The organism is Enterobacter sp. BNK-8, assembly GCF_048685095.1.
GTDB lineage: Bacteria > Pseudomonadota > Gammaproteobacteria > Enterobacterales > Enterobacteriaceae > Enterobacter > Enterobacter quasiroggenkampii.
The window spans coordinates 3,293,842-3,318,039 of sequence record NZ_JBLQTN010000001.1 but is presented as its reverse complement, the minus strand read 5'-3'; the positions used below and the strand labels follow the sequence as shown (position 1 = coordinate 3,318,039).

The 24,198-nt window shown below is 59.4% G+C and carries 12 protein-coding genes and 1 pseudogene; 8 read left to right on the top strand and 5 right to left on the bottom strand.

What is annotated here, in order from left to right:
* The first annotated feature begins 6 nt into the window (after nt 1-6).
* From ACMGGU_RS15950 to ACMGGU_RS15920, 7 genes are all read left to right on the top strand, one after another.
* Nucleotides 7-1,188, top strand: a complete 1,182-nt coding sequence (locus ACMGGU_RS15950; RefSeq protein WP_325819528.1) for a PLP-dependent aminotransferase family protein — start codon at nt 7-9, stop codon at nt 1,186-1,188.
* A gap of 384 nt (nt 1,189-1,572) precedes the next feature.
* Nucleotides 1,573-2,196 (top strand): LuxR C-terminal-related transcriptional regulator, encoded by a 624-nt coding sequence (locus ACMGGU_RS15945; RefSeq protein WP_063622322.1) that lies wholly within the window; start codon nt 1,573-1,575, stop codon nt 2,194-2,196.
* Nucleotides 2,197-2,295: 99 nt separating this feature from the next.
* A complete protein-coding gene (locus ACMGGU_RS15940) occupies nt 2,296-2,841 on the top strand; it encodes a fimbrial protein (RefSeq protein WP_045909280.1) in 546 nt (181 codons plus the stop codon).
* Nucleotides 2,842-2,879: 38 nt separating this feature from the next.
* On the top strand, nt 2,880-3,539 hold the full coding sequence (locus tag ACMGGU_RS15935; protein WP_420300725.1) for a molecular chaperone: 660 nt from the start codon (nt 2,880-2,882) through the stop codon (nt 3,537-3,539).
* A 44-nt stretch (nt 3,540-3,583) separates the two neighbouring features.
* On the top strand, nt 3,584-6,112 hold the full coding sequence (locus tag ACMGGU_RS15930) for a fimbria/pilus outer membrane usher protein (protein WP_420300724.1): 2,529 nt from the start codon (nt 3,584-3,586) through the stop codon (nt 6,110-6,112).
* Between the two features lie 11 nt (nt 6,113-6,123).
* Nucleotides 6,124-7,158 carry a fimbrial protein gene (locus ACMGGU_RS15925; protein ID WP_111967724.1) on the top strand — a complete coding sequence of 345 codons (1,035 nt, stop codon included), beginning with the start codon at nt 6,124-6,126 and terminating at the stop codon, nt 7,156-7,158.
* A gap of 84 nt (nt 7,159-7,242) precedes the next feature.
* Complete coding sequence (locus tag ACMGGU_RS15920; RefSeq protein ID WP_048029268.1) at nt 7,243-7,761, top strand: DUF6622 family protein; 519 nt, start codon at nt 7,243-7,245, stop codon at nt 7,759-7,761.
* Nucleotides 7,762-7,763: 2 nt separating this feature from the next.
* Here ACMGGU_RS15920 and ACMGGU_RS15915 read toward each other — a convergent pair whose 3' ends face one another.
* Nucleotides 7,764-8,183, bottom strand: coding sequence for a nuclear transport factor 2 family protein (locus ACMGGU_RS15915; RefSeq protein WP_196346664.1), 420 nt, complete (start codon nt 8,181-8,183; stop codon nt 7,764-7,766).
* A gap of 97 nt (nt 8,184-8,280) precedes the next feature.
* Between ACMGGU_RS15915 and ACMGGU_RS15910 the strand changes: the two genes are divergently transcribed.
* Nucleotides 8,281-9,018 (top strand): AraC family transcriptional regulator, encoded by a 738-nt coding sequence (locus ACMGGU_RS15910; RefSeq protein WP_196346665.1) that lies wholly within the window; start codon nt 8,281-8,283, stop codon nt 9,016-9,018.
* Between the two features lie 48 nt (nt 9,019-9,066).
* On the opposite strand, the gene ACMGGU_RS15905 is transcribed toward ACMGGU_RS15910, so the two are convergent.
* The 4 genes and pseudogenes from ACMGGU_RS15905 to ACMGGU_RS15890 form a co-directional block, all read right to left on the bottom strand.
* Entirely contained in the window at nt 9,067-10,236 is a 1,170-nt protein-coding gene (locus ACMGGU_RS15905; RefSeq protein WP_086374946.1) for an HlyD family efflux transporter periplasmic adaptor subunit, read from the bottom strand.
* Between the two features lie 10 nt (nt 10,237-10,246).
* Complete coding sequence (locus tag ACMGGU_RS15900; RefSeq protein WP_420300723.1) at nt 10,247-12,445, bottom strand: type I secretion system permease/ATPase; 2,199 nt, start codon at nt 12,443-12,445, stop codon at nt 10,247-10,249.
* The gene (locus ACMGGU_RS15895; protein ID WP_045909274.1) at nt 12,442-13,845 is read right to left on the bottom strand and encodes a TolC family outer membrane protein; all 1,404 of its coding nucleotides are present in this window, start codon (nt 13,843-13,845) and stop codon (nt 12,442-12,444) included. The genes ACMGGU_RS15900 and ACMGGU_RS15895 overlap by 4 nt, the downstream gene beginning before the upstream one ends.
* A gap of 80 nt (nt 13,846-13,925) precedes the next feature.
* A pseudogene (locus ACMGGU_RS15890) lies at nt 13,926-24,025 on the bottom strand (BapA/Bap/LapF family large adhesin).
* Nucleotides 24,026-24,198: the final 173 nt, after the last annotated feature.

Here is a 24,198-nt window from a genome sequence, read left to right as displayed (position 1 = left end):
CAAAGAATGTCCGTGAGTAAACTCGCCAGCAGCGCGCAGGGCCTGAAATCATCTGCCATCCGTGAATTATTAAAACACAGCAAAATGGCCGGCGTCATTTCGCTGGGCGGGGGTATTCCTAATCCCGATCTGTTCGATCGCGAAGGGCTGAAAATCGCAGCTGATGCCGTATTATCTCAGCATTTTGGCGAGGCGTTTCAGTATGGCCTGACCGAAGGCGTACCGGGACTGCGGGAAGAGATTCAGCGCATTTGCGAGGGGCGAGGCATTCGCTGTAAGGCGGATGACGTGGTCGTAACCTCCGGTTCACAGCAGTCCCTCGACGTGCTGGCGCGCGCGTTAATTAACCCGGGCGATATTGTTGTCGTCGAGCGTCCAACCTATCTCGCCGCCCTGCAGGTATTCGGCCTGGCGCAGGCGAATTTTGAATCCGTTGGCACCGACGGCGACGGCATGAAGGTGGATGAGCTCGAAGCGCTGGTGGCCAAAAAAGCCATCAAAGCGGTCTATATCGTTCCAACATTTGGTAACCCCGGCGGCGTCACGCTTTCCGAAGCGCGCCGTAAGCAACTGGTGGAACTCTCGAAGCGCTATGACTTCGTGATCATTGAAGACGATCCGTACAGCGAAATTAATTATACCGATGAAGTCTTCCGCCCGTTAATTGCCCATGCCAAAGATATCGGCAACGAAGAAAACGTGGTGTATACCTCCACCTTCTCTAAAATCCTCGCGCCGGGCACGCGCGTAGGCTGGGTGGTGGTGCCGGAATGGCTGAAGCGCGCGGTGGTGAACCTGAAGCAAACCACCGATCTGCACACCAGCACGCTGTCGCAGCTGATGACGTATGAGTACCTGAAGACCGGCCGTCTGGCCGATCAGATTAAAACGATCCGCGAAGCCTATCGCCAGAAATACCAGACGTTCGCCACGGAACTGGAAGCCGAGTTGGGCGACGTGATGTCGTTCCACAAGCCGAAGGGCGGCATGTTCCTGTGGGCGAAAATGAACAACGGCATGAACACCACCCGCTGGCTGAAAAAAACGTTAAGTAACGGCGTGGTATTTGTGCCGGGCGAATTTTTCTACTGCAATGAGCCAGACCCAGCGACGCTGCGCATGTCGTTTGTCACGCCAACGGATGAAGAGCTGAAAGAAGCCGTTCGACGCCTGAAAGCCTCTTTATGACAGAATGGCGGGGTATGATTCTGGACGTTATTTAAGCGGTGAAGCTGAAAATGCAGATCAGGAACTTCACGTTAACTTGCGCAGGATCATACCCGGGCCATGTTTTTGGATTGTATTCGAAAAGTAATACCAAAATTAACATTAACTAACTCATTAATTATTAATGCTTTTTTTCTAAGAAAAGCATTTTTTGTATTATCCTTTTTCGGATTGCTCTTACACTTGTTGCCCATATTCTTATTTGCATCTCATTCATTTTGATCTGAATAATGTCTCATGGAATAAGCGCAGTCGTTGGATGATTTTTTAGCGTTCGCTCAGGGTTAAATCACTTCACAGGCTCTATTCCCGGAATGTTATACATGGATCAGTATAAGGTTACGGATGATGATTATTTGTGTATCTGATAATGTCTGGTTCAGAATTGGGTTGAGTGAAATCATACAAAATTGCCAGAGAGATAAGCAGGAACTGAAGTTTTTAGCATTTGAAAAAGCCAGCGTAACGCTGAGCACGATGGTAATGAGATCACCGGTCACGATAATCATTGACTATTATATTGCTGACCACGGTTTACTGTTGTTACTGTTAAAGATGAAGCGCCAGAATGTTTTTGACAATATACTTATTATTACGACTAATGCGCGAATTGTGGAAGTGACTGAAAATATTTTGCTGGACTCGGTTGCGGATATCTTAATTGATAACAGCGAATCATTTGATAAACTCAGCACTTTTATGGTCAAAGATAAGGCTGGCCAGATTATTTCAAAATCCGTGACCAATAAAACCTGGGCGATGATTAAGAAAAATTCAAATCTCACCCACCGGGAATTAGACCTGATGCCATTTTTTATTACAGGGAAAGGTAATAAAGAGATCTCCCGGCAGGTCGATATTAGTGAGAAAATGGTCAGTATTCACCGGCGTAACATTTATTCCAAACTCCAGGTTGAGAGTCTTACCGGGCTTTATCATTATCTGACAACGGATATAAAGGTTACATAACGTCCGCCGGGAAATGAAGCGTTTTATGCGGGTGTAGTATTCAGGTAGAAACGATGCACTGTTATTCATAATATGTTGTATAAACAGAAGGAGCTGTATATGAAATTGAAATCTCTTTGCGCGGCGATGGTTGCCCTGGGGCTTTTTACCTCTTTTGCCCATGCGGCAGACGGTAAGTTAAAATTTGTAGGGCAAATTGGCTCATCATCCTGCAAGCTCTCCGGGGAAAGCACTGCCGAAATTACGGTTCCGATGGGAACTATTCCGATGGAAACCTTAAAACAAGATGCCAACGGTCCGGAGGTGGGCTTTGCCATTAACCTGACGGGCTGTCAGCCGGGCACCTATTATCTGGTTCTTGACGGCGTCAGCCCGTCCGGTCAGCCGAACGTGCTGGACCTGGATAACGCGACCGCCAGCACCACGGCAAAAGGGGTGGGGATTCAGATTAAAGATATCTCCGACCAGAACATTACCTTATCCAAAACCCTTGATAAATCCGATGCCAGCATCACCATTGCTGAAGGCGACACCTCGGGCAGCGGGACGTTCTTCCTGAAAGCAAACTATTACGCCTATAACAAAGATGCGGTCACCACCGGGGAAGCAAACGCAACGGCCACCTTCACCATTGTTCAACAATAACAGGAGCAGGCCTTCGGGCCTGCTTTTAAGGTGGTATGATGAAGTCACTTATTATTGCGCTATTTGCGCTGTACTCCGCATCGACTATTTCAGCTATTCAGATTGAAAGTTCACGGGTGATTTATTCCGGTGAGAATAAATCGGCCTCGTTAACGCTGCATAACGCGTCGCAAAAAAATTATATTATCCAGACCTGGCTGGACGAAGATTCAGACAAGCCCGGAAAAGAGATGGTGGTGACGCCGCCTATTATGAAGGTGAAACCCGATCAATCCGCCGTGTTACGTTTTATCTATTCCGGTAAAGGATTACCGACCGACAGAGAAAGCGTTTACTGGATTAACGTTCAGGAAATACCGCCCCGGGCCAGCGAGCCTAATGTGATGCAGCTGGCGATTCGAACGCGCCTTAAGCTTTTTTATCGCCCGGTTGGGATGAAGGCAAAACTGGACGAGCAGATAGGTCAGTTAACGCTGACGAAAAGCAGTGAGGCACTGGTCGTCAGCAATCCGAGGCCTCTGCATATTAGCCTGAGCCAGTTAATTATTAAAACCCCGCAGGGAAAAGAACAAAAAATAACGGCCCCGATGATCGCTCCCTTTGGCAGCGAAACGATTCCTTTTCCCAAAGGCTCGCGGGTGGTTGGCTTAACGTACATTAACGATTACGGCGGCGTTGCCGACGTGAAAATGCACTAAGCCCACCGTTGCAGATTATTAAATAATGTCATGGATGAATCATTATGCAACGAACATGGATCCCCCTGTGCGCGCTTACCTCTTTACTGGTTTCCGGCAGCGAATGTCTGGCGCAAAGTGAATATAACACCGCATTTTTTCATGGAACGGGCGAGCAATCGTTCATTAATTTGATCGACCCTGATTCCGGCATTATTCCCGGAACCTATTCCCTCGATGTTTACGTTAACCGAAAGCTCGTTGAACAGCGTGACGTTGAGATCGTCCGCGATAAGCCCGACAGCGCGCTGCACCCGTGCATTAGCGCCGATCGGCTGCGCGCGTGGTCCGTCGCTCTTCCCGCTGACGATGACGAGTCGTGCTATCCCCTCGAGCGCCGGATTGCGGGGGCGTCCATGAACGTTACGATGACCGAGCACCGGCTGGATATTCAGGTTCCCCAGCTCAATATGCTGACGCAACCGCGCGGAACGGTACCCTCCACGCGTTACGACGAGGGCATCAATGCCGCTTTTGTGAACTACAACCTGGCGGCGAACACCATCAGAAGCGACGGGCAAAACAGCCAGTACGCCTACCTTTACCTGAATAACGGCATCAATATAGGGGCGTGGCGCTTGCGCCAGATGGCGAACCTGACAAAGCGGGATGGGGAAACGGGCCACTGGAAAAATGTCTCGTCGTGGGCTGAAAGGGCGCTTCCGTCAATCAGGAGTCGTCTGCTGCTGGGACAAGGGAGTACCGGAACAACCCTCTACGACAGTATTCCGTTTCGCGGGGTGCAGCTGGCCTCGGAGCCCATGATGCGTGCAGACAGCCAGTCGCGCTATGCCCCTGTCGTCAGAGGCGTGGCGGAAAGCAATGCCCGCGTGGAGGTTCGACAGAATAAGTATCTGATCTACTCTACCAACGTGCCGCCGGGACCGTTCGCGTTTGATGACATTGTACCGGTCAGTCAGAGCGGGGATCTGTTTGTCACCATCATTGAAACCGACGGACGGAAAACCAATCTGGTGATCCCCTATACCGTGCTCCCGGGACTGGTTCGCAAGGGGCAGTGGAACTATGAAATCACGGCCGCAAAATATCATGACGGTGCCGACGGCTATGCCCCTGCGTTTGTTGAAAGCCAGCTCGCCAGAGGGATGAGCGATACGGTGACCCTGTCTGGCGGCCTGCTTTCGGCGGAACACTACCGCAGCGCGGCGATGGGCGTGGGCAAAAACATGGGGCATTTTGGCGCGGTGTCCGTCGATCTGGCGTTATCCGACACGCGGCTGGCGCGTGGCGACGATGAGCAAGGGGGGAGCGCTCGCTTCCTGTACGCGAAATCCTTTCTCGATTCCCGCACCGATTTCCAGGTGGCGGGCTATCGTTACTCCTCGTCCGGTTATTACGATTTCCAGGAGTCGGTTCAGGAACGTCGCCGCTGGGATAATGGCCGATATAAAACCTATTACTGGGATGACGCCGATCAGGATAACCCTGACTGGGTCGCGTCAAAGCCTGAAATCCATTACGACAGCCGCTACGCAACCAAAAAAGCGCGGCTGGATATCTCAATGAGCCAGCAGATAGGTGAGATCAGCCAGCTTTATCTCACCTTCAGCAAGCAAAGCTACTGGCAGGATGCCGGTTCTGATACCACGGTTCAGTCTGGCTTTACCTCACGGCTGGGCAATGTGACCTGGAGTCTGTACTACCAGAATACGCGCAACCACTACATTGCACATGACAGCAGCATTAACCTGCGCCTGTCCCTGCCGCTCAGCTTTGGCAGCCACCCGGCGACGGCGACGACAGACCTTCACGCCGATCGTGCCGGAAACGTGTCCTCCTCCGCGGGGCTGAGTGGCTCCCTGCTTGAGGATAACCGCCTTAGCTATGCCATGCAGATGCAGCAAAACGATGCCGAGGGGACGGCGGGCGATCTGAGCATGGGCTACAAGGGGGGCGCCGGAAATCTGTGGCTGGGCTATTCCAGAGCGGAAGATGTGCAGCAAAGCAGCATGAACCTCAGCGGCGGCATCCTTGCTCACGCTGGCGGCGTGACGCTGTCCCAGCCACCGGGCAGTACCTTTACCCTGATTGAGGCTCAGGATGCGCAGGGGGTGAGGGTAGAGAATCAGGCCGGAGTGCGGATCGACGCTGCGGGCTATGCCGTTGCCCCGTATGCGATTCCTTATCGCAACAATACCTGGTCGTTAAACACCCAGGACTTCCCGGAGGGGCTGGACGTGCCTGTTGCCACCCAGAATAACGTCCCTACCCGCGGCGCGATTACGCGCGTGACGTTTGAAACATATCGGGGCGACAGCGTGCTGATTCACAGCAAACGACCCGACAACAGCGTGCCGCCGGTTGGCGCGCAGGCCTACAGCCGGGGCGAGCGTAACAACGGCATTGTCGGGCCTGACGGGGATATTTTTGTTTCAGGCGTGCTGCCGGGCGAAGCGATCGCCATTCGCTGGGGGGAGGGGGATGACGAACAGTGTCGCATCCAGCTTCCGGATGAGGAACGGCGAGAACAGGATACCGCGGGCTATCGCGAGATCAGCGCAATTTGTCGATAAAGGAGAGGACAATGCAATTTCAGGGACGACATATGCTGTACGCCGCGGTGATTTTTTGCTTCGGCCTGTTTTCTTCCACCGTTATGGCGCTGACCTGTAAAGCCCAGGGCTCGGTGAGCCAGTACGTTGCCATTAACAGCATCATCAAAGCGTCGATCGGTGACTTCGGCACCAACACCAAAATATGGGTATCGTCACCAATCACGGCGACGTTTACCTGCTCTGACACGGACGCCTATCCAAACGGCGAGAGCGCCTATTTATGGCTCGATCCGAAGGATGCGGTGAAAAACGTGCACAACTCTCTGGAAATTGGCATCACCTTCAGGAACGTCGATTACAAGCTGAAGAAAGGCGATAAAATAGAGATTGGTCCAGGTACCGTGTGCCGCCCTAACGGCAACAAAGGCTGTCTCTCCCCGGCGGCCCCGCAGACGTTCACGCTCACCTATCAGGTTTACATCAAAACCACCGGCCTTCCGGCGGCCACCAATGGCAAAGTGATGGGGGATGTCAGCCTGTCGCTCTTCCAGGTAGATGGCGTCGGCGGTCTGCGAGGCGGCACGGTGACTCAGGACGGTAACTTTAACCTGACCATTACCGGGCTGGATAAAATCACCTTTCTGGCCTGCACGCCAAAAGTGCTGCTGGTACCCGATACCCTCGACTTTGGCGTCATCAACGGCAGCTGGGCGACGCCCGGTAAGATTGAAAAAACAAAACCCTTTACGCTACAGGTCGATTTGACGCGTGAAGCCAGCGGTAAAACCTGCACGGGAGAGACGTTGCTGATGACGTTAAGCTCGACGAATACGGTCAAAGACGGGGCAATCATCATGCCCGCGGCAGACAGCGGCTTTGGCTTTATCATTTCCGCCAGCAGCCTGATGGAGCCGCGCATTACGCTGAACACGCCGCAGGAGATAGGAACGATCGGTGGAGACCGGCTCACGCATGATTATCACGCAGGGTTTATATGGACGACCACGACGCCGAAGCTTGGGGATTACAGTGCGACAGCCACCTTTACCGTGACGTTCAAGTAACAAAAGTGGGGATTGCGCGCGGGCTATTTTGCGCAATACTTATCCCGCGCGATAACGGCCGCGTGACGCCCACGGTAAACAGCTATGTTCGAACAACTGACTGGTATTCTGACGCACACCCCCATCTGGGTCTGGGTGCTGTTTGTGTTTCTGGTTTCTCGTGGGCTCCGGGCCCGCCGGCCCGCCACGGTCACGCTGGAAAAACTGGCGATAATCCCGGCCATTTTTCTGCTATGGGATATTTACGATCTGGTGATGTACCGCTCTCTCAGCGTCGCGACGCTGTCGATGTGGCTTGCGGGCATTCTGGCTGGCGCTGCGCTGGGTTACGCATTGATTCGCCCGACGGCGGTAACTCGCGCCGCCGCGCCGCGCACCCTTTGCCGCCAGGCTGACTACACCGCGCTGCCGTTTATGATGCTGGCGTTCGCGGTGAAATACGTGCTGGGGGTAATGAGCGCCATCGCGCCGCAGACGCTGCAGCAGCCCGCCATCAGCGCCCTTGCGATTGTCTCCGGCGGGCTGTTTGCCGGGGTGTTTATCGGCAAATTTACGCGGTATGTTGAGGTGTTTAGCCGTACCGCGCCGCGCCCGGCGGAGTGACGTTATTCTGTCGCGTGTGCCAGGGTGCGATCTGAAGCATCGCCGCTGAGGGCTCGCGTGACTTCATGGATCCGCCAGATTTTCCCTTCACGCAGTGCGGCAAACAGGTAAACCTCTATCTCTGCCTGACGACCATCAGGATACGTGACCGTCACGATATGCCGGTCAGCCAGCAGTTCGTCATGACAGGCTATCTCCGCCACGGTAAAGGCGAGCGCGCGGATCTGCGAGCGAACGTGGTTCAGGTGCTGAATAAAACTCCGGTAGTCAAGGGCGTGACCGTCCGTAAACTGCTGGTAATCGGGCGTAAATACCTCTGCCGGATCGATATCGCCGTTGAATAAGCGGGTTAGCAGGCACGCCATTTTTTCGCGCTGCGCGGCGTTATCAGGCTGGGCTACCAGGGACGTGATAATGCTCATATGGGCTCCTTATGTGGTTGAGTCCCCATTATCCTTGACAGCCGAAGACGTAGTTTCTGTAATAGGTCGATGAATAACGATTTTCGGTCAAAATGAGATGGTCAGTTTTGAAACGCTCCGTCATCCCGGCGGGTATCGAACACCGTGGCACAGTCATCGCACCGGCCAGCTGTGGCGTATTGCAACGGGTCTGCTGGTCATTGAGACGCAGCAGGCGCGCTCGGTCGTACCGGCAAAACACATCGGCTGGATCCCGCCAGGTCAGCAGCATGCCGCCTTTTCTGAAAGCGCAATAGAAGGCTGCGCCATCTATCTTGACCCCGCCTGCTGTGCAGGGCTTGCCGATGCACCCGCGCTGTTCGAGCCCGACGATCTCACTCATGCACTGTTTTCCCGTTTATGTGGTGCAGAGAACGAGTACGATCCGCGAAAGCTGACTTTGCTGCTGGATGAGCTTGCCCTGACGCGCCTGATTCACTTTTCTCTGCCCGTGCCGACGGATCCGCGTCTGAAGAACGTGGTCAGCCATTTGCTGCAGTTTGTCGATGATAACCAGACGGTCGAGAGTCATGCTATTCATGCTGGGATGAGCGTACGTACGTTCAATCGTCGGTTTAGTGCCCAGACCGGAATGAACTTTGTTAACTGGCGGCAGCTGGCGCGCGTCATGCAGGCAATGGAGTGGCTGGCGGCGGGGAAGCCGGTAGGGTGGATTGCGCTGTCCTGCGGCTACAGCAGCGTCAGCGCATTTATTGAGGTTTTCAGAGCATGGACCGGTAAAACACCGGGGCAGTGGGCGATGTTGCGGTCTGATGCCCTCCCCACGTCCCGCTGAGCTTTACAATGTAGGCCGGGTAAGGCGAAGCCGCCATCCGGCGATTGACTACCGCTCCCTCAGCGCCTCTTTCGCCCGGTTAAACGGCTTGATCAGATAATCCAGCACCGTTTTCTCGCCGGTCTTAATGTCCACCGTAGCAATCATCCCCGGCACAATCGAGAAATGCCTGCCCGCCTTATTGACCAGGTAATCCTGGCTGGTGCGGATAAATACCCGGTAGTAAAACACCTCCGGCTTGGCCTCGTCCTGAATAGTGTCTGGCGAAATCGTCTCGACCACCCCGTGCAGCCCGCCGTAAATGGCGTAATCGTAGGCGGTGATCTTCACCAGCGCCTCCTGATTCGGGTGGATAAAGGCGATATCACGCGGCGACAGGCGGGTTTCAATCAGCAGATGATCGTCCACCGGCACAATCTCCATCAGCTCGCCGTTGGGCGGGATCACGCCGCCGATGGTGGTGACCTTGATGTTTTTGACGATCCCGCGCACCGGGGATTTTACCGTCAGACGGGTGACGGAATCCTGACGGCCCTTGAGGATCGCCGAAACCATATCCACCTCCGCGTTGGCCTTGGAGAGCGCCTCGCGGGCCTGGACGTAATACTGCGAACGCACGTCGGTGAGCTTCAGTTCCAGATCGCTTTTCTGCCGCTGCAGGCGCAGCACCTCCACGTGGCTGGCGGCCCCGGTCTTCACCAGCCGCTGAGTAATGGCCAGCTCTTTATTCGCCAGATCTAACGCGGCGCGAAGCTCCCGCTGGGTATCCTCCAGCTGCGCGCGGCGCGAGTTGTACAGCCGCGTTTCGTCGGCAATCAGATCCGGCCATTTCGCCAGCGAAGGAGGGAACTTCAGCGGCAGATCGTTCACCTCGGCATACAGGCGGGCGCTGGAGGCCAGAGAGGCGCGGTAGCGCGCCGCGCTTTCGCCGACGTTTGACTCGGAACGGGTAGGGTCAAGCCGCGCCAGCACCTGTCCGGCCTGCACCTGATCGCCCTCGTGGACGTTCAGCTCGGTGAGGATCCCCCCGTCCAGCGACTGTAAAACCTGCTCGCGCGAGCTGGGGATCACTTTCCCCGATCCGGTTGACACCTCATCCAGCACGCCAAACCACGCCCAGACGCCCAGCACCACAAACATCAGCAGCGAGAAGATCACGATCCGACGCGCGCCGGTGTAGCCGCTTTCCGAGTCGAGGGCGTTATCCAGATCGTCCATTGCCGCCACGTCACGCTGACTGATTTTCATTTTTCCACTCCCGTCCGGTTGCTGCCTGCTGCTGTTGCTGCTGCATACGGCTGTTGCTCAGCGCCTGGGCTTTTGGCGCGTCCATCACCAGCATCCCATCTTTCAACACGACCACGCGCTCCACCAGCTCCAGCACCGGTACGCGATGGGTGGCGACGATCAGGGTGCGGTGCCCGAGCCAGTCGCCCAGCCGCTGGATAAATTCCCGCTCGGTGTGCTCGTCCAGCGAGGCGGTGGGTTCATCCATCAGCACGATATTCGGATCGCGCAGCAGCATCCGCGCCAGCAGAATCGACTGACGCTGCCCGCCGGAGAGCCCCACGCCGTTTTCCATGATCGGGTAGTCCAGCCCCTTGGGCAGCTTCTGCACGAAACTTGCCGCGCCGGTCAGTTCCAGCGCCTCAAAGATCTCTTCGTCGGTGGCGCGCGGCATGCCGAGGGTGATGTTCTCGCGCAGGGTGCCGTAAAACAGCCGTGCGTGTTGGGTCATAAAGCCGACGTTGCGCCGCACGTCCGCCACGTCGAGATGCGGCAGGCTGAAGCCGTCGAGCCGCAGCTCGCCCGCCGCCAGATCCATCCCGCCCGCCATCGCCTGCAGCAGGGTCGATTTGCCCGCGCCGTTGCGCCCGAGGATCGCCACTTTCTCCCCCGGCCCGATCTCGAGGCGATTAATGCGCAGCGCCATGCGCGGATCGTCCGGCTGATAGCGGAACTGCGCCTGCTCAAAGAGATAGTGACCGCGCAGCACGTCCTGGCGGATCGGCGTCTCCTCGCGCTGGTTTTCGGTGGGGAGCTGCATGATGCTGTCCAGCCCCTCTTTTGCCGCTTTGACCTGCTGCCAGCGGGCCAGCACGCCGCACAGCGTCGCCATCGGGGCGATCATGCGGGAGGCCAGCATCGAGGCGGCGACCACCGAGCCGGTGGTCAGGGTGCCGTCGATCACCATCGGCGCGCCGACCACAATCACGGCGGCGTAAACCAGGCTCTGGATGGTCATCCCCCAGCTGATCAGGTTCTGCGTCAGCTCGCGGGTGCGCAGGCCGGATTCGGCGGTGATCTGGATATAGCTGTTCCACTGCTGCAAAAAGCGGTTTTCCGCCTGCATCAGCTTGATGTCCTCCAGCCCCTGAACGCTCTCCACCAGCACCGCATTGCGCAGGGTTGATTCATGGGCCGACTGCTTTGCCAGCTCCGCCAGCTTTTTCTGCAGCAGCAGGCCGGGCAGAACCATAATCACCGCCGCGACCGGGGCGATCCAGGCCAGCTGTGGGGCGATGATCGCCAGCACCACCACGAACAGTAAAAAGAAGGGCAGGTCGACAATCGTCGAGATGGTGGACGAGGTGACCATCTCGCGGATCTGCTCCAGCTCGCGCAGCTGTGAGATAAAGCTGCCGGTGGAGCGGGGAATCGCACTGTTGCGCAGCCGCAGCGCGTGGCCGAAGACGCGATCCGAGACGCGCATATCCGAGCGCTTGCCCAGCAGATCCATAATGTGCCCGCGCGCCACGCGCAGCACGAAGCCAAACAGGGTGGCGATCAGCACCCCAATGGTCAGGACGTACAGCGTCGGGTAGGACTGGGCGGGGATCACCCGGTCATACACCTGCATGGAAAAGACGATCCCGGAAAGCGACAGCACGTTGATAAACAGCGCGGCGAGCATTACCCAGCTGTAGGGTCGGAGATCGCGCATCACCAGCCGGTAGAGCCAGTCCGGGCGATATTTTGAGATATAGGCATCCACGCGGCTGTCCTTCAGCGCGGCGAGTGGCCGCAGGGCAATGACGTGGCGGATGGCGGGCAGCATGGCCGTCATCGACAGCCGGTTAGTGTAGGTCTGCTCGTCGAAGAAGCTGACTTCCAGCGTGTCTTCGCCGTCGAAGTGTTCGATCGCGCCGACCCGGCCGTCATTCAGCGCCACCACCACCGGCAGACGCCAGCTGTTGATCGACTGCTGGTCGGCGGTGAGCAGTTGAAACGACAGCCCCGCCTCACGCGCCAGTTGGGTGAGGGCGGGCACCATCGGTTTGCCTTTCAGCCACGGTGCGCCTGCGATCAGCGCGCCGGGCGAGCAGGCGACGCGGTAGCGCGTGGCGATAAAGCCAAAGGCCTGCGCCCACTGCGCCAGCGCCTCATCCGTCATGTTTTCACCTTGCGGGATATCACGCTGCTTCATGGCTGGATCTCCACGGTCTGGATGGTGCGGTTATCAAGGTCGAACGCATGACGCAATTGCCCGGTGTTATACAGGCAGTTGAGCTGCAACTGGTGCAGCTGACCGAGGGTCTGCTGCTGGGTGAAGCGCGCCTGATAAACCTCCTGTTCGGCGTTGAGCACGTCGAGCAGCGGGCGCGAGCCGAGGTCAAGATACTGCTGCTGGTACAGTTCGCGGGTGCGGGCGCTGAGCGCCTCCTGACGGCCCTGAATTTGCAGCGTGCTTTGCAGGCTCATCACCTGACTGCGGGCTTCCAGCAGTTTCTGGCGGACATCCAGGCGCGTGCGCTGAATGGTGGACTGTGCCGCTTCCACCGCGTGTCCGGCGGCGTTACGCCGGGCGGTGAGGCCGCCGCCCTGATAGAGCGGCATCTGCACTTTCACCCATGCGGAATACTGGGTGCGATCCCGCGTGTCGCTGCCCGCGTAGCGATCGTTCATGTAGTGGCGCACCTCCGGCTCCAGCGAGACGGTTGGTGTCATCTGCGCGTCGGCGTAGTCGAGGTTAGCCTGGGCGACGTTAGCCTGCGCCCAGGCGGCGAGCACCGCAGGAACCAGGCGGTCGTCCGGCTCGGCGACATCGCAGCTGCGGGCCAGCTTTTGCGGAAAGTCGTTGCTGATCGCGTTCAGGCTGTTCCAGCCGAGAAAGCTCATCAGCGTCGCGCGGGCGCTCTCCAGGCTGGCCTGGTACTGCATCAGCTGGGCGCGCGCGCCTTCGATACGGGCATCGGTCTGCACCACGTCAGAGAGCGACGTGGCGCCCTCGTCGTTACGCTGGCGGGTTAGCGTGCCGATGGAGGAAAGAGCCTCAAGCTGCTCTTTGGCGGTGTCGACCATCTGCTGCCAGGTCTGCACCTGTACCATGGCGACGGCGGTATCGTGGGCGATGGTGTCGATACTCACCAGCACGTTGGCCTGCTGCTGGGCAACGCCAGCGCTCTCGGCGCGCACCTGGCTGGCCACTTTGCCGAAGTCATAGAGCATTTGAGAGAGAGAAAGCACCAGCGACGGCGTAAAGCCATTCTGGTCGCCGTCGTGGGAATACCCGTTGTCCACGCCGGCATTAATCTGCGGATAGTATTTTGACTTCGCGACGTCCACCTCTTCGCTCTGCTGGTAGAGTTTGCCCACGGCTTCGCTGATGGCCGGGTGCCACGTGACGGCACGGTTAACGGCTTCGCCAAGCTGTAATGAACCGGGAGCGGCGTTGCCAGCCACCGGGGCCACGCGGCCGTTGAGTGAGGGGAGTTCCTGCGTTTCGCGAAGCTGTCCGGTATTGATGGTTGCCGCCGGATTTGCGCAGAAAGCGGGCACAGATATCAGGCAGCACGAGAGCCACCAGTAAGGCATCTTCATTCCCATGTCATGTCCCTAATAAAAAAGTACAGCTTTATTATTAATGCCCGGGCGCTGTGCGCCCGGGTCATCTCTTGCAGGTGCTATCAGGTAATGATGTGTTGCTGGTTAACGAGCTCGTCGTACGTGGTCTGAACGTTATCAAGCGTAACGAGTGCAGTATTAGTGTAGGTGGACCCTGCACCATCACGGTCGATGGAGATCACAGTGTTGCTACCGCTTTGTGTGACATGGATATAATTCCCCAACGAGGCGGTATTACCGTCCCAGCCCACCAGCAGATCGCCGATGTCGATCTTGTCCCCCTGCGCCAGCGAGAACCCGGTCCAGTGATCGCCTCCGGCGCTGCTGGTGTTACCCGCCGTGGCATTTCCCACCGTACTGTTCAGCACCTGGTAAATCAGCGTATCGCCGTAGGCCGTACCGGTGATGGCGTCGTTATGCTCCGAGCTGATGAACTGCGGCGCCATATTGATGGTCAGCGTGGCGCTGTCCGTTCTTCCGGCAGAGTCGGTCAGGGTGTAGTTGAAGGTCTCCTTCGAGGTCATGGTTGAGAGCGATACCCCGCTGTTGAGGGTATAGGTGTAATGGCCGTCAGCGCCGATCGCCAGCGTGCCGTAGTGGCCGACAATGTTCACCGTTGCGCTGCCGGTATACGGATCCAGCGTGGTGGTCACGCCGTTGTAGCCGGTTACGCTCAGACGGGTATCCACCGAGTGGAGCTGATCCAGCACGCCGCCAGAGTCGGTGCCGTCAAAGATATTGCCGTTGACGGTGTGGCTGCCGGTGACGTCGAAATTACTCAGCGAGTAGGTGGTGCCGTTTACGCTTGGCGTGATGGTGATGGTCCCGACGCTGAGCCCCGGTACGCTACCGGTAAAGCTCAGCGTATAGGTCCCGGCGTTCAGATCCAGCCCGGTCAGCGGGACGTCGATACTGCCGCCCAGCAGCGAGGCGCCGCTGAAGGAGCCGCTGCGGATCGCGCCGTTGGCATCGCTAATCGTCCAGTTCACCGTCAGCCCGCCCAGCGCCAGCAGCGAGGCCACGCTAAAGTGCAGCGACGCGTTGTGCAGCGCGGTGTTCGGGTCGACAACGAAGGTTCCGCTGCCGCTGCCCTGGGTTGATGAGAACAGGGCCGTCGTCCAGCTGGCGACGCCCACGGTGGTATCCGAGTAGACCGACGTGTGGTGCACCGAGGTGAGGTCCATCGTGGCGCTGACATCGTTGACCGCATTCATTGCCTGCGCGGTTGGTGTGATGTTGAGCGATGCCGTATCCTTCGAGCCGTCAGGTGCGGTAACGGTATAGACGAACGTATCCGGCGTGCTGATATGGTCCGCGCCCACGCCGCTCCTCAGGGTATAGGTGTACTGACCGGACGCATTGATGGTCAGCGTGCCGTATTCCCCCTGAATGGTGGTGGTGCCGCTGCTGTTGACCGCCACGCCGTTCACTTCGGTGACCAGCGTGCCCGCCGGAACCGGATCATTCGCCAGCACGTCGCCCGTGGTCGTTTCGCTGATGCTTGCCACGCTGTAGACATGATCCTGCAGGACGCTCAGCGTGTAACCCGTCAGTACAGCGATCCCGGACGCGGTATTCAGCAGGAACAGGTACTCCCCGGCAGGCAGGTTCAGCGTCAGCTGTGGTGACGTTCCCCCAGCAGCGGCGCGCGCAGCCAGCCCGACTCGACGCGGACCTGCTCGAAGGTCTGGGTCGCGTTGTTGAACTTATAGACGTACAGATCGAACACCGACGCCAGCGCCACGCCGCCTACGGAGGCCTGGATAGTCATGGTACGGGTCGTGCCTTCCTCCACGTTGTAGATGATCGGGTTGGTCATGTCGTCCAGCAGGTTAAGCCCCAGCGTGCTGCCGAGATTAATGCCCACCACGGTAAAGCCACCCTGAGACGAGGCGCCGTTATTAATCTCACTTACGGTGGTGTCAAAGGTCAGCGAGGCCGTATCGTCCACCGCCACAATGCCGTTGAGTACCGTACCGGCACCCAGAGACAGCACCAGGTTCGCCGACGCGCTGACGCCGTTATGGGTGATGGTGTAGGTGAAGCTCTCTGTCCGGCCAATGACCGCGGCGCTGGTGTCGGTCAGGTTGTAGGTGTAGCTGCCGTCGCGGTTGATGGTCAGCGTACCGTATTTGCCCTGGATCACCGTGCCGTCGGCGTTCACGCTGGTGGTCACGCCCTGCGCGTTAGTGACCGTGGAAATGGTGGTTCCGGCCGGGGCATTGTCGCTGCCGGCGGTCGGGTCCGTATCGAGGATCACGTTGCCGTTGAGGCTGGTATCGCCCGTGACCGTACCCGGACCGGTCTCTTTCACCGCCACGTCGAGGCTGGTGTAGGAGCCGGTCGCCAGCAGGTTGGTGTTATAGCTGAGTACGCGGTAGTTGCCGTCGGCCAGCCCGGTCAGGTTCAGCGAGACGCCGGTAGCCCCGAGGGTCAGGAGATCGGCAAACTGCGGCTGGCCGGTATCCACCACGGTTGTCCAGACACCGTTGACGTAGTGCTGCACCACCAGCTCAAGGGTATTGAGCAGAGAGAGCACCGCCCCTGTGGCGTTGGCATTGACCACAATATCCGCGCTGCCGCCGTTGCCCACCGTGAAGTTCACCTGCGCGGTGTCATTACCGATCAGCGTCAGGACGTTGCCCACGGCGCCGACCAGCAGGAAGCCGTAGTCGCTGTACTGGCTGTTGGTCACGGTGGCGGTGGTACTGAGATCCAGCTCTTCGACGTTATTGCTGGCGGAGAGCGGCACCACCGGCGCGAGGGCTGAACCCGGTTGCGAGGTGTTGCCCGCGACGTCGGTAGCGGTGATCTGCAGCGTCTGGCCTTCGATCTGCTTGTTCGTGAAGGTGTAGCTGTAGGTGCCGTTGCTGCCCGCAATGGCGGTCACCGTTGAGCCGTCCGCAAGGCGGATTGTGACGGTGCTGCCCGCCTCCGCGCTCCCGGTCAGGACGCTACCGTCGGCGTTGAAGGTACCGGTCGGTGCCGTTGGCGCGGTCGTATCGACGATAATCGTCGTCACGGCTGACGCCACGCTGGTGTTGCCCGCCGCATCGGTAGCCGTGGCGGTGAAGTTATGCGTGCCCTGCGTCAGCGTGGTGGTGGTTTGTGGCAGGGTCCAGTTGCCGCTGCCATCGGCGGTGACCGTACCCACCAGCGTGATGCCGTCGTAGATCCGAACCGTGGCATTCGCTTCGGCGGTCCCGCTCAGCGTTGGGCGGGTGTCGTTAGTCGGGTTCGTACCGGTCACGGGGCCGGTGACGCTGCCGACATCATCAATGACTGAACTGATGACCGGCGCGGCTGGCGGGAGGGTATCGACGTTAATCACATACCCGGCGGTGGGCGCGCTGGCGTTGCCCACCGCATCGGTGGCGGTAAAGGTCAACGTGTGCGCGCCGTTGCTCAGCGCCGGAGATGGCGTAAAGCTCCACGCCCCACCGGTCGCTGTCACGCTGCCGATCTGGACCCCGTTATCAAAGATTTTCACCGTGGACCCCGCTTCTGCCGTGCCGCTGAGCGTCGGCTGCGCGTCGTTGGTAAACCCACCGTTGGCAACCGGCGTCGCCGCGTTGCCCACGTCATCCAGAATACTGGTCAGCACCGGCAGCGCAGGCGGCGTGGTGTCGACGGTGAGGCTGAAGCTGGCCGACGACACGCTGGTGTTGCCTGCCGCATCCGTGGCCTGCGCGGTGAAGTTGTGCGGGCCACTCGCCAGCGTGGTGGTGAGCAAGATACTCCAGCTCCCGCTGCCGTCCGCGGTGCCCGTTCCGACCAGGGTGGTTCCCTCATAGATCTTCACGGTGGCAAACGGTTCGCTGGTTCCAACAAGCCGCGGTACGGTGTCGTCGGTCGTCTGCCCGGACGTGAGCGGTCCGGTGAGGCTGCCTACGTCGTCTATCGCCTGGCTGATAACCGGCGCGTTCGGTGCCGTGGTATCGACAATCAGGGTAAAGTTTGGCGACGCCGGGCTGACGTTGCCCGCTGCATCGGTGACCGTGGCGGTCCAGGTGTGGCTGCCGCTGGACAGCGGCGTTGACGGCGTAAAGCTCCAGTTGCCGCTGCCGTCCGCCAGCACGGTGCCGACCGGCTGTCCGTTTTCATATACGGTGACCGTGGCGTTGGCGCTGGCGGTGCCGTTCAGTGTCGGCGTGGTGTCGTCGGTGCTCTGCCCGGAGGAGAGCGGGGTTTGAATACTGCCCACGTTGTCACCCGCGGTCGAGATGACCGGAGCCGACGGCACGCCCGTATCCACCGTCAGGTTAAACGGTGCCGTTGTGGTGCCGGTGTTGCCTGCCGCATCGGTAGCGTTGAAGGTGATCGTATGGGACCCGTCGCCCAGATCGGTGCCCGGGGTGAAGGTCCAGTTGCCCTGGGCATTCACCACCGCCGTACCTATTTCGCTCCCGTCGACAATCACGTGCACTGTGGCACCGACGTCGCCCGTGCCGTTGAAGGTCGGACGCGCGTCGTTAGTGCTATTGCCCGACGTGAGCGTCCCGGTGACCGGACCGACATCGTCAACCACGCTGGTGACTACCGGTACGCCAGGGGCTGCGGTATCCACGGTAAAGGCGAAGACCGATGAGTTAGCCGAGGCATTGCCTGCCGCATCCGTTGCATAGACGCGAAGGGCGTAGCTGCCGTCGCCCAGCGGCGTGATTGGGGTAAAGGACCAGTTCCCGCTTCCGTCAACGGTTGCAGTACCAATCTGCGTCCCGTTGTTCATGATGTGAACAGTGCTGCCTGCCTGTCCGGTGCCGCTAATTGTAGGGGTGTTGTCGTTGGTCACCTGCCCGCTGGTGAGGTTGCCCTGGACGCCGCCTGGGACGTTGTCATTTACCGTATCCAGCGTTGGAACCGTCGGTGCCGTCAGGTCAATCACCACGCTCCAGGGCGCGGAGACCGCGCTGAGGTTGCCCTGCGGGTCGGTCGCCTGGACGGTGAAGCTGTGCGAGCCTTCGCCGAGGGCGGTATCAGGGGTAAACGTCCATGCGCCGGTACTGTCAGCTGTCACTACGGCAATCTGCGTGCCGCCGTCGGAAAGGGTCACCACGCTGTTTGCGTCCGCTGTCCCCGAAAGGGTTGGCGTGGCGTCGTTGGTGAGACCACCGCTGACCACCGTGGTGGTGGCATTGCCCACATTATCCGTGACGTTGGTGATGACCGGCGTGGCGGAAACGGAATCCACCACGACGGTGAAGCCCGCCGAAGGACCGCTCTGGTTCCCCGCCGGATCGGTCTCGCGGATGGTCAGGACGTGATTGCCCTCTGCCAGGACAGGCGTGGTATAGCTCCAGGTGCCGGTGATGCCGACCTCTGCGGTCCCCAGCAGCACGCCGTTGTTGTAGATGGAGATAGTATCACCCACCGCACCGGTGCCGGTGAGGGTCGGCTGGTTGTCGTTGGTGGTCTGGCCGCTGGTCAGCGGGCCGGTACCCGGACCAACATCGTCAATTACGGCGCCGATGGTCGGCGTACCCGGCGCGGTAAGGTCAACGGTGACGCTGGCCGCCGGAGAGCGACCGCTGGTCTGACCGTTGAGGGTCGCGGTCACCTCAAAGGTGTGCAGCCCTTCGCCAAGCGCGGCTGGCGTATAGCTCCAGTTGCCGCTGCCGTCAGCGGTGACCGTCGTCAATGGCGTCGCGCTACCGTCCTGATAGATGGTAATCAGGCTGCCCGCTTCGGCCGTACCGGTAAGCGTTGGGGTGGTGTCATTGGTGGTTTTGCCTTTCACATCGCCAGTGAGCGGGTCCACGTCATCGACGATTGCCGTGATGACAGGCACCTGCGGCAGCTCAAGCGACGAGTCGGTGACGACAAAAGGCACGCCCGCGCTGGCATTCCCTGCGGCGTCCGTAGCGTTCACGGTCAGCGTGGTCGGATCCAGCTGCGCCGGACTCAGCGCAATGGAGAAACTGCCGTCGCTGCCGACAACGCCGGTACCAATGACGGTACCACCGCTGTCTTTCACGGTAATGGTACTTCCTGCCTCGGCGTTACCGGTCAGCGGTGTTCCTTCCTGAGCCAGGGCCATGTTGATCGGGTCGGCAGGCGCGGCGGTATCCACCGTCACGCTCAGCGGTGCTGAATTCCCTGACGTGTTACCGGCAGGATCGATAGACGAGACGGTGAAGGTATGAGGACCATCCGGCAGTGTTGTACCGGCAGTCCAGCTCCAGCTGCCGTCCGACTGTATCGTCACCGGCACGCCAGACGGGTTACCGTCGACGGAGACGATAACGGTAGTGCCGGGTTCGCTGGTCCCGGTGAGTGTCGGCGTGCCGTCTTTCGTGTAGAGCTCGTTATTGGACAGCTGGCTGTCAGCTACGGCGCTAATGACGGGGATCTCTGGCGCTACGGTATCGAGGGTGACGGAAACGACCGGGCTCAGCGCGCTGACGTTACCCGCGGCATCCACTGCTGCAACGGTGATGTTCAGCAGGCCGTCCGTTTGTTGTGGCAGGACAAGGCTCCATTCTCCGTTAACGACATCTACACGTCCTACCTCGACGCCGTTGTTGTAAACGATGACCGTCTCACCGTTAATGCCGGTTCCTCCGACGGTTGGCGTCGCGTCGGTGATAAAGCCACCATTCGGCTGCCCCCCGACGGCGTCAAATATCGGCGTAGCCGGCGCCACGGTATCCACTGTGATCGCGATCGCCGGGGAAGCGTCAGAGACGTTGCCCGCTTCATCGGTGGCGGTGGCGGTATAGACGTGGCTGCCCTCCGCAATATTACTGTCAGGGCGCCAGCTCCAGTTGCCGTTGCTGTCTACCGTGACGGTACCAACGATAGTTGGCGTGCCGCCGTTGACCGTGTCAGTGATGTTGATAACGTCGTTCGGCGTACCGGTGCCGCTCAGCACCGGGCGCGGATCGTTGGTGGTGCCGCCATCGGGAACGGGGCCGGTGATCTGGGTGACGCTGTCAGTAATGATCGGTGCCGCAGGCGTAGCCGGCGCCTCGGTATCAATGGTGATGGTGACCGGCTGCGACGGGGCGCTTTCGTTGCCCGTGCCGTCCACGTTAGTGACGGTCAGGGTGATGTCATAGGTGCCGCCAGCCAGAGGGGATGGCGGTGTCCAGGTCCAGTTGCCGGTATTGTCCACGACAGCGTCGCCGATTTTGACGCCGTTGTTGTAGATCGTCACGGTATCACCCGGATTGCCGGTACCGCTCAGGGTCGGCGTGGTGTCGCGGGTGATTTCGCCCGGGTTCAGCGGCGTTGCTGTGCCGTCAGGATTGACGGTAATGGCCGGGATATCCGGCGTGGCAGGCGCAACGGTATCCACCGTCAGTTCAAATGGCGTTGAGATGGTGGTATTGCCCGCGGCATCCGTGGCGTGCACCGTCAGGGAATGTGGACCGTCGGTGAGCGGGGTCACGGGCGTGAAGCTCCAGCCGCCGCTGCCGTTGAGGATGGCGGTGCCAAGCAGAGTCGTGCCGTCATAGACGGTGATCACCGTGTCTGCAGGGGCAGTGCCCTGCAGCAGGGGGCGAGTGTCATCCGTGGTATCGCCGCTGTTGAGCGAACCCTGTACGCCGCCGACATCGTCGATCACGGTGGCGATGGTGGCCGCCGCTGGCGCAGTGATATCGACGTTCAGGGTGAAGTCGTCTGAGGGCTGGCTGGTGTTACCCGCCGCGTCGGTGGCGACGACGCTAAAGGTATGAGGACCTTCGCCAAGCGGCGTGGTAAGGGTATAGGTCCAGGTGCCGCTGCCGTCGATCAGAATCGTAGTGAGATCGCCGCCATCCAGGCGAATAGTGACTGTTGAACCCGGTTCAGCCGTACCGTTAAGCGTTGGCGTGGTGTCGTTGGTGCTGTCGTTGGGATTGAGCGCGCCGAGGCGCTCCGGCACATCATCGAGCACCTGGGTAATGACCGGCGCCGCAGGCGCGACGCTGTCAACCGTCAGGGGCCAGGTGTTGGAGACGGGGCTGGGGTTGCCTGCCGCATCGGTTGCGACGGCGGTCAGGGTGTGGGGGCCTTCACCGATTGAGGAGGAAGGGGTAAAGCTCCATACGCCGAGGCCATTGGCAACGGTTGTACCAATTTCAACACCGTCCACGCGCAGGCTGATCGTCGCGTTTGCTTCAGCGGTACCGCTGAGCGTCGGGGTGGCGTCGTTGGTGGTCCCGTTCAAGTCGATCGCGCCGGTCTGCCCAGGGATATCGTTTGCAACCTGTAAAATCACCGGGGCGGTTGGCGCCGTCCCGTCAACGTTAATTGTCCACGCATTTGATATCCCGCTCGGGTTACCGGCGGGATCCGTCGCCTTCGCGGTCAGCACCCAGGTGCCGTCGGTCAGCGGTGTGGGCGGCGTAAAGCTCCACTGGCCGGAGGAGGGAACAACCACCGTACCGAGGGCATCGCTGCCGTTATAAATCGTGATGGTCGAGCCTGCCTCGCCCGTGCCGTTCAGGGTCGGTGCCCGGTCGTTGGTCAGCCCATTCTGGGCCACGGGGCCGGTGGTGGCCTGCACGTCATCAATCACCGACAGGATGACCGGGGTCTGCGGCGGGGTAATGTCCGGTGCCGCTGCGGAGGTGGTTGGACTGGTGTTGCCCGCCGTGTCGGTGGCGTCAGCGGTCAGGATTTCGCCGTTGATCCTCGGCGGGCTCAGCGTCAGGCTGAAGTTCCCCTGGCTATCAACAACCACTGTGCCAAGGGTGAAATCGCCTTCACGGATGGTCACCGTGCTGCCTGCTTCTCCGATACCGCTGATGGTACCGCCATCATTTGACACCACGAGGTTTCCTGGGGCAGACGGCGGCGTGGTGTCCACGGTAAAGGTGATGGGTTCAGATGCCGTACTCTGGTTTCCGGCGGCATCGGTTTCAGTGACGGTGATCGAATGCGTACCGTCCGGAAGCGGGCCCCCTGGGGTAACGCTCCAGGTACCGTTAGGTAGCACCGTCGTTGTGCCAATCGCCACGCCGTTATCGTAAATAGTGATGGTTCCACCGGGTTCGCCCGTTCCCGCCAGAATCGGCTGCGAGGCATCGGTAGGCACGCCCGACGTGATTGTTCCTCGGATAATGCCCGTATCGTCGAGCAGCACAATCGCGGTGGGTGCTGTCGGAGGGGTGAGATCGACGGTGAGGGTGAATACCGGTGAGGCTGGTCCGGTGTTGCCGGCGGCGTCGGTTGCCCGTACGGTAATCTGGTGGGTGCTTTCATTCAGGTCGACGGACGGGGTGAATGTCCATGTGCCATTGCTGGCGACGACCGCGGTGCCAATGGCTATTCCGCCGTCATAAATCGTCACGGTGGAGCCCGCTTCGGCGGTGCCGGAGAGCTGCGGCCGCTGATCGTTGGTGCTGCCGCCGTTGGTCACCGTCCCCGTCTGAGGGGCGATATCGTCGATTACGCTGCCAATCGTTGGTGCATCGGGTGCGGTGAGATCCGGTGCGGTGACGCTTGAACCCTGGCTGGTATTCCCGGCGCTATCCGTTGCGGTGGCAGTTACCTGCTCGCCGTTGGTCAACGGTGTTCCGAGGGAGACGCTAAAGTTGCCGTCGCTGCCCGTTTTTCCTGTACCAATGACGTTGCCGTTCGCGTCTTTCAGCGTGATGGTGCTGCCGGGTTCGGCGGAACCGGTGACGGTTTTACCGTCTGAGGAGAAACGAAGGCTGGATGGCGCATTCGGCGGTGTCGTATCCGGATCGGCGGGGTCGACAGGGGTGTTGGGGTTGGTGCTGTTGTTATTACCGTCATCGCCACCACCACCTCCTCCGCCAGTACTTGCCGCGGCCGCGATGCCGCCCGCAGCCGCAATACCGCCCAGAGCCCACGGCCAGATGGCGGCGCCACCGGCATCACTTCCTGATGCCGCAAGCAGCACGTCCGTGGACGCGATAGATTCGTACGTGGCGGCACCAGCCGGATCTTCAATCCACCATAACGCGCCGTTGCTGTCCTGCAGAACCAGCTGGCTCACGCCCTGCGCATCCGCGACGTAGAAATTTTTAAGGGTGATCACTTCGCCGGAGTGCAGTGTCACCAGCAGGTCGTTACCGCTTCGCGCGAAGTGGGAGACGCTCGCTCGCTCGACGTGAAGCTCAACGACAGAGGAATGGTTCAGCGTAACCTGTGTACCTTCCAGGGTCGTTTCTACGCCAGTAAGTTTTGAAATAACAGAGATTTGGCTCATTTTGTTATTACTCCAGCAGAAGTGTCATGAACGGCGAGCAAGACGAGCCATCTCTGCTGAAGGTAAAGGGCGCCCCGGCGCAGTTGCTGTTATAAAGCAGCTCTCACCGTAAAATTCAGCGCGCACGATGCCCGCCATGCGTCAGAGTGGCAACATCAGAGCGAATCTAATGA

Bases quoted from the DNA above. Each gene is read 5' to 3' on its own strand.
- ACMGGU_RS15950 (WP_325819528.1), top strand. From the start codon at position 7: ATGTCCGTGAGTAAACTCGCCAGCAGCGCGCAGGGCCTGAAATCATCT.
- ACMGGU_RS15945 (WP_063622322.1), top strand. From the start codon at position 1,573: ATGATGATTATTTGTGTATCTGATAATGTCTGGTTCAGAATTGGGTTG.
- ACMGGU_RS15940 (WP_045909280.1), top strand. From the start codon at position 2,296: ATGAAATTGAAATCTCTTTGCGCGGCGATGGTTGCCCTGGGGCTTTTT.
- ACMGGU_RS15935 (WP_420300725.1), top strand. From the start codon at position 2,880: ATGAAGTCACTTATTATTGCGCTATTTGCGCTGTACTCCGCATCGACT.
- ACMGGU_RS15930 (WP_420300724.1), top strand. From the start codon at position 3,584: ATGCAACGAACATGGATCCCCCTGTGCGCGCTTACCTCTTTACTGGTT.
- ACMGGU_RS15925 (WP_111967724.1), top strand. From the start codon at position 6,124: ATGCAATTTCAGGGACGACATATGCTGTACGCCGCGGTGATTTTTTGC.
- ACMGGU_RS15920 (WP_048029268.1), top strand. From the start codon at position 7,243: ATGTTCGAACAACTGACTGGTATTCTGACGCACACCCCCATCTGGGTC.
- ACMGGU_RS15915 (WP_196346664.1), bottom strand. From the start codon at position 8,183: ATGAGCATTATCACGTCCCTGGTAGCCCAGCCTGATAACGCCGCGCAG.
- ACMGGU_RS15910 (WP_196346665.1), top strand. From the start codon at position 8,281: ATGGTCAGTTTTGAAACGCTCCGTCATCCCGGCGGGTATCGAACACCG.
- ACMGGU_RS15905 (WP_086374946.1), bottom strand. From the start codon at position 10,236: ATGGACGATCTGGATAACGCCCTCGACTCGGAAAGCGGCTACACCGGC.
- ACMGGU_RS15900 (WP_420300723.1), bottom strand. From the start codon at position 12,445: ATGAAGCAGCGTGATATCCCGCAAGGTGAAAACATGACGGATGAGGCG.
- ACMGGU_RS15895 (WP_045909274.1), bottom strand. From the start codon at position 13,845: ATGGGAATGAAGATGCCTTACTGGTGGCTCTCGTGCTGCCTGATATCT.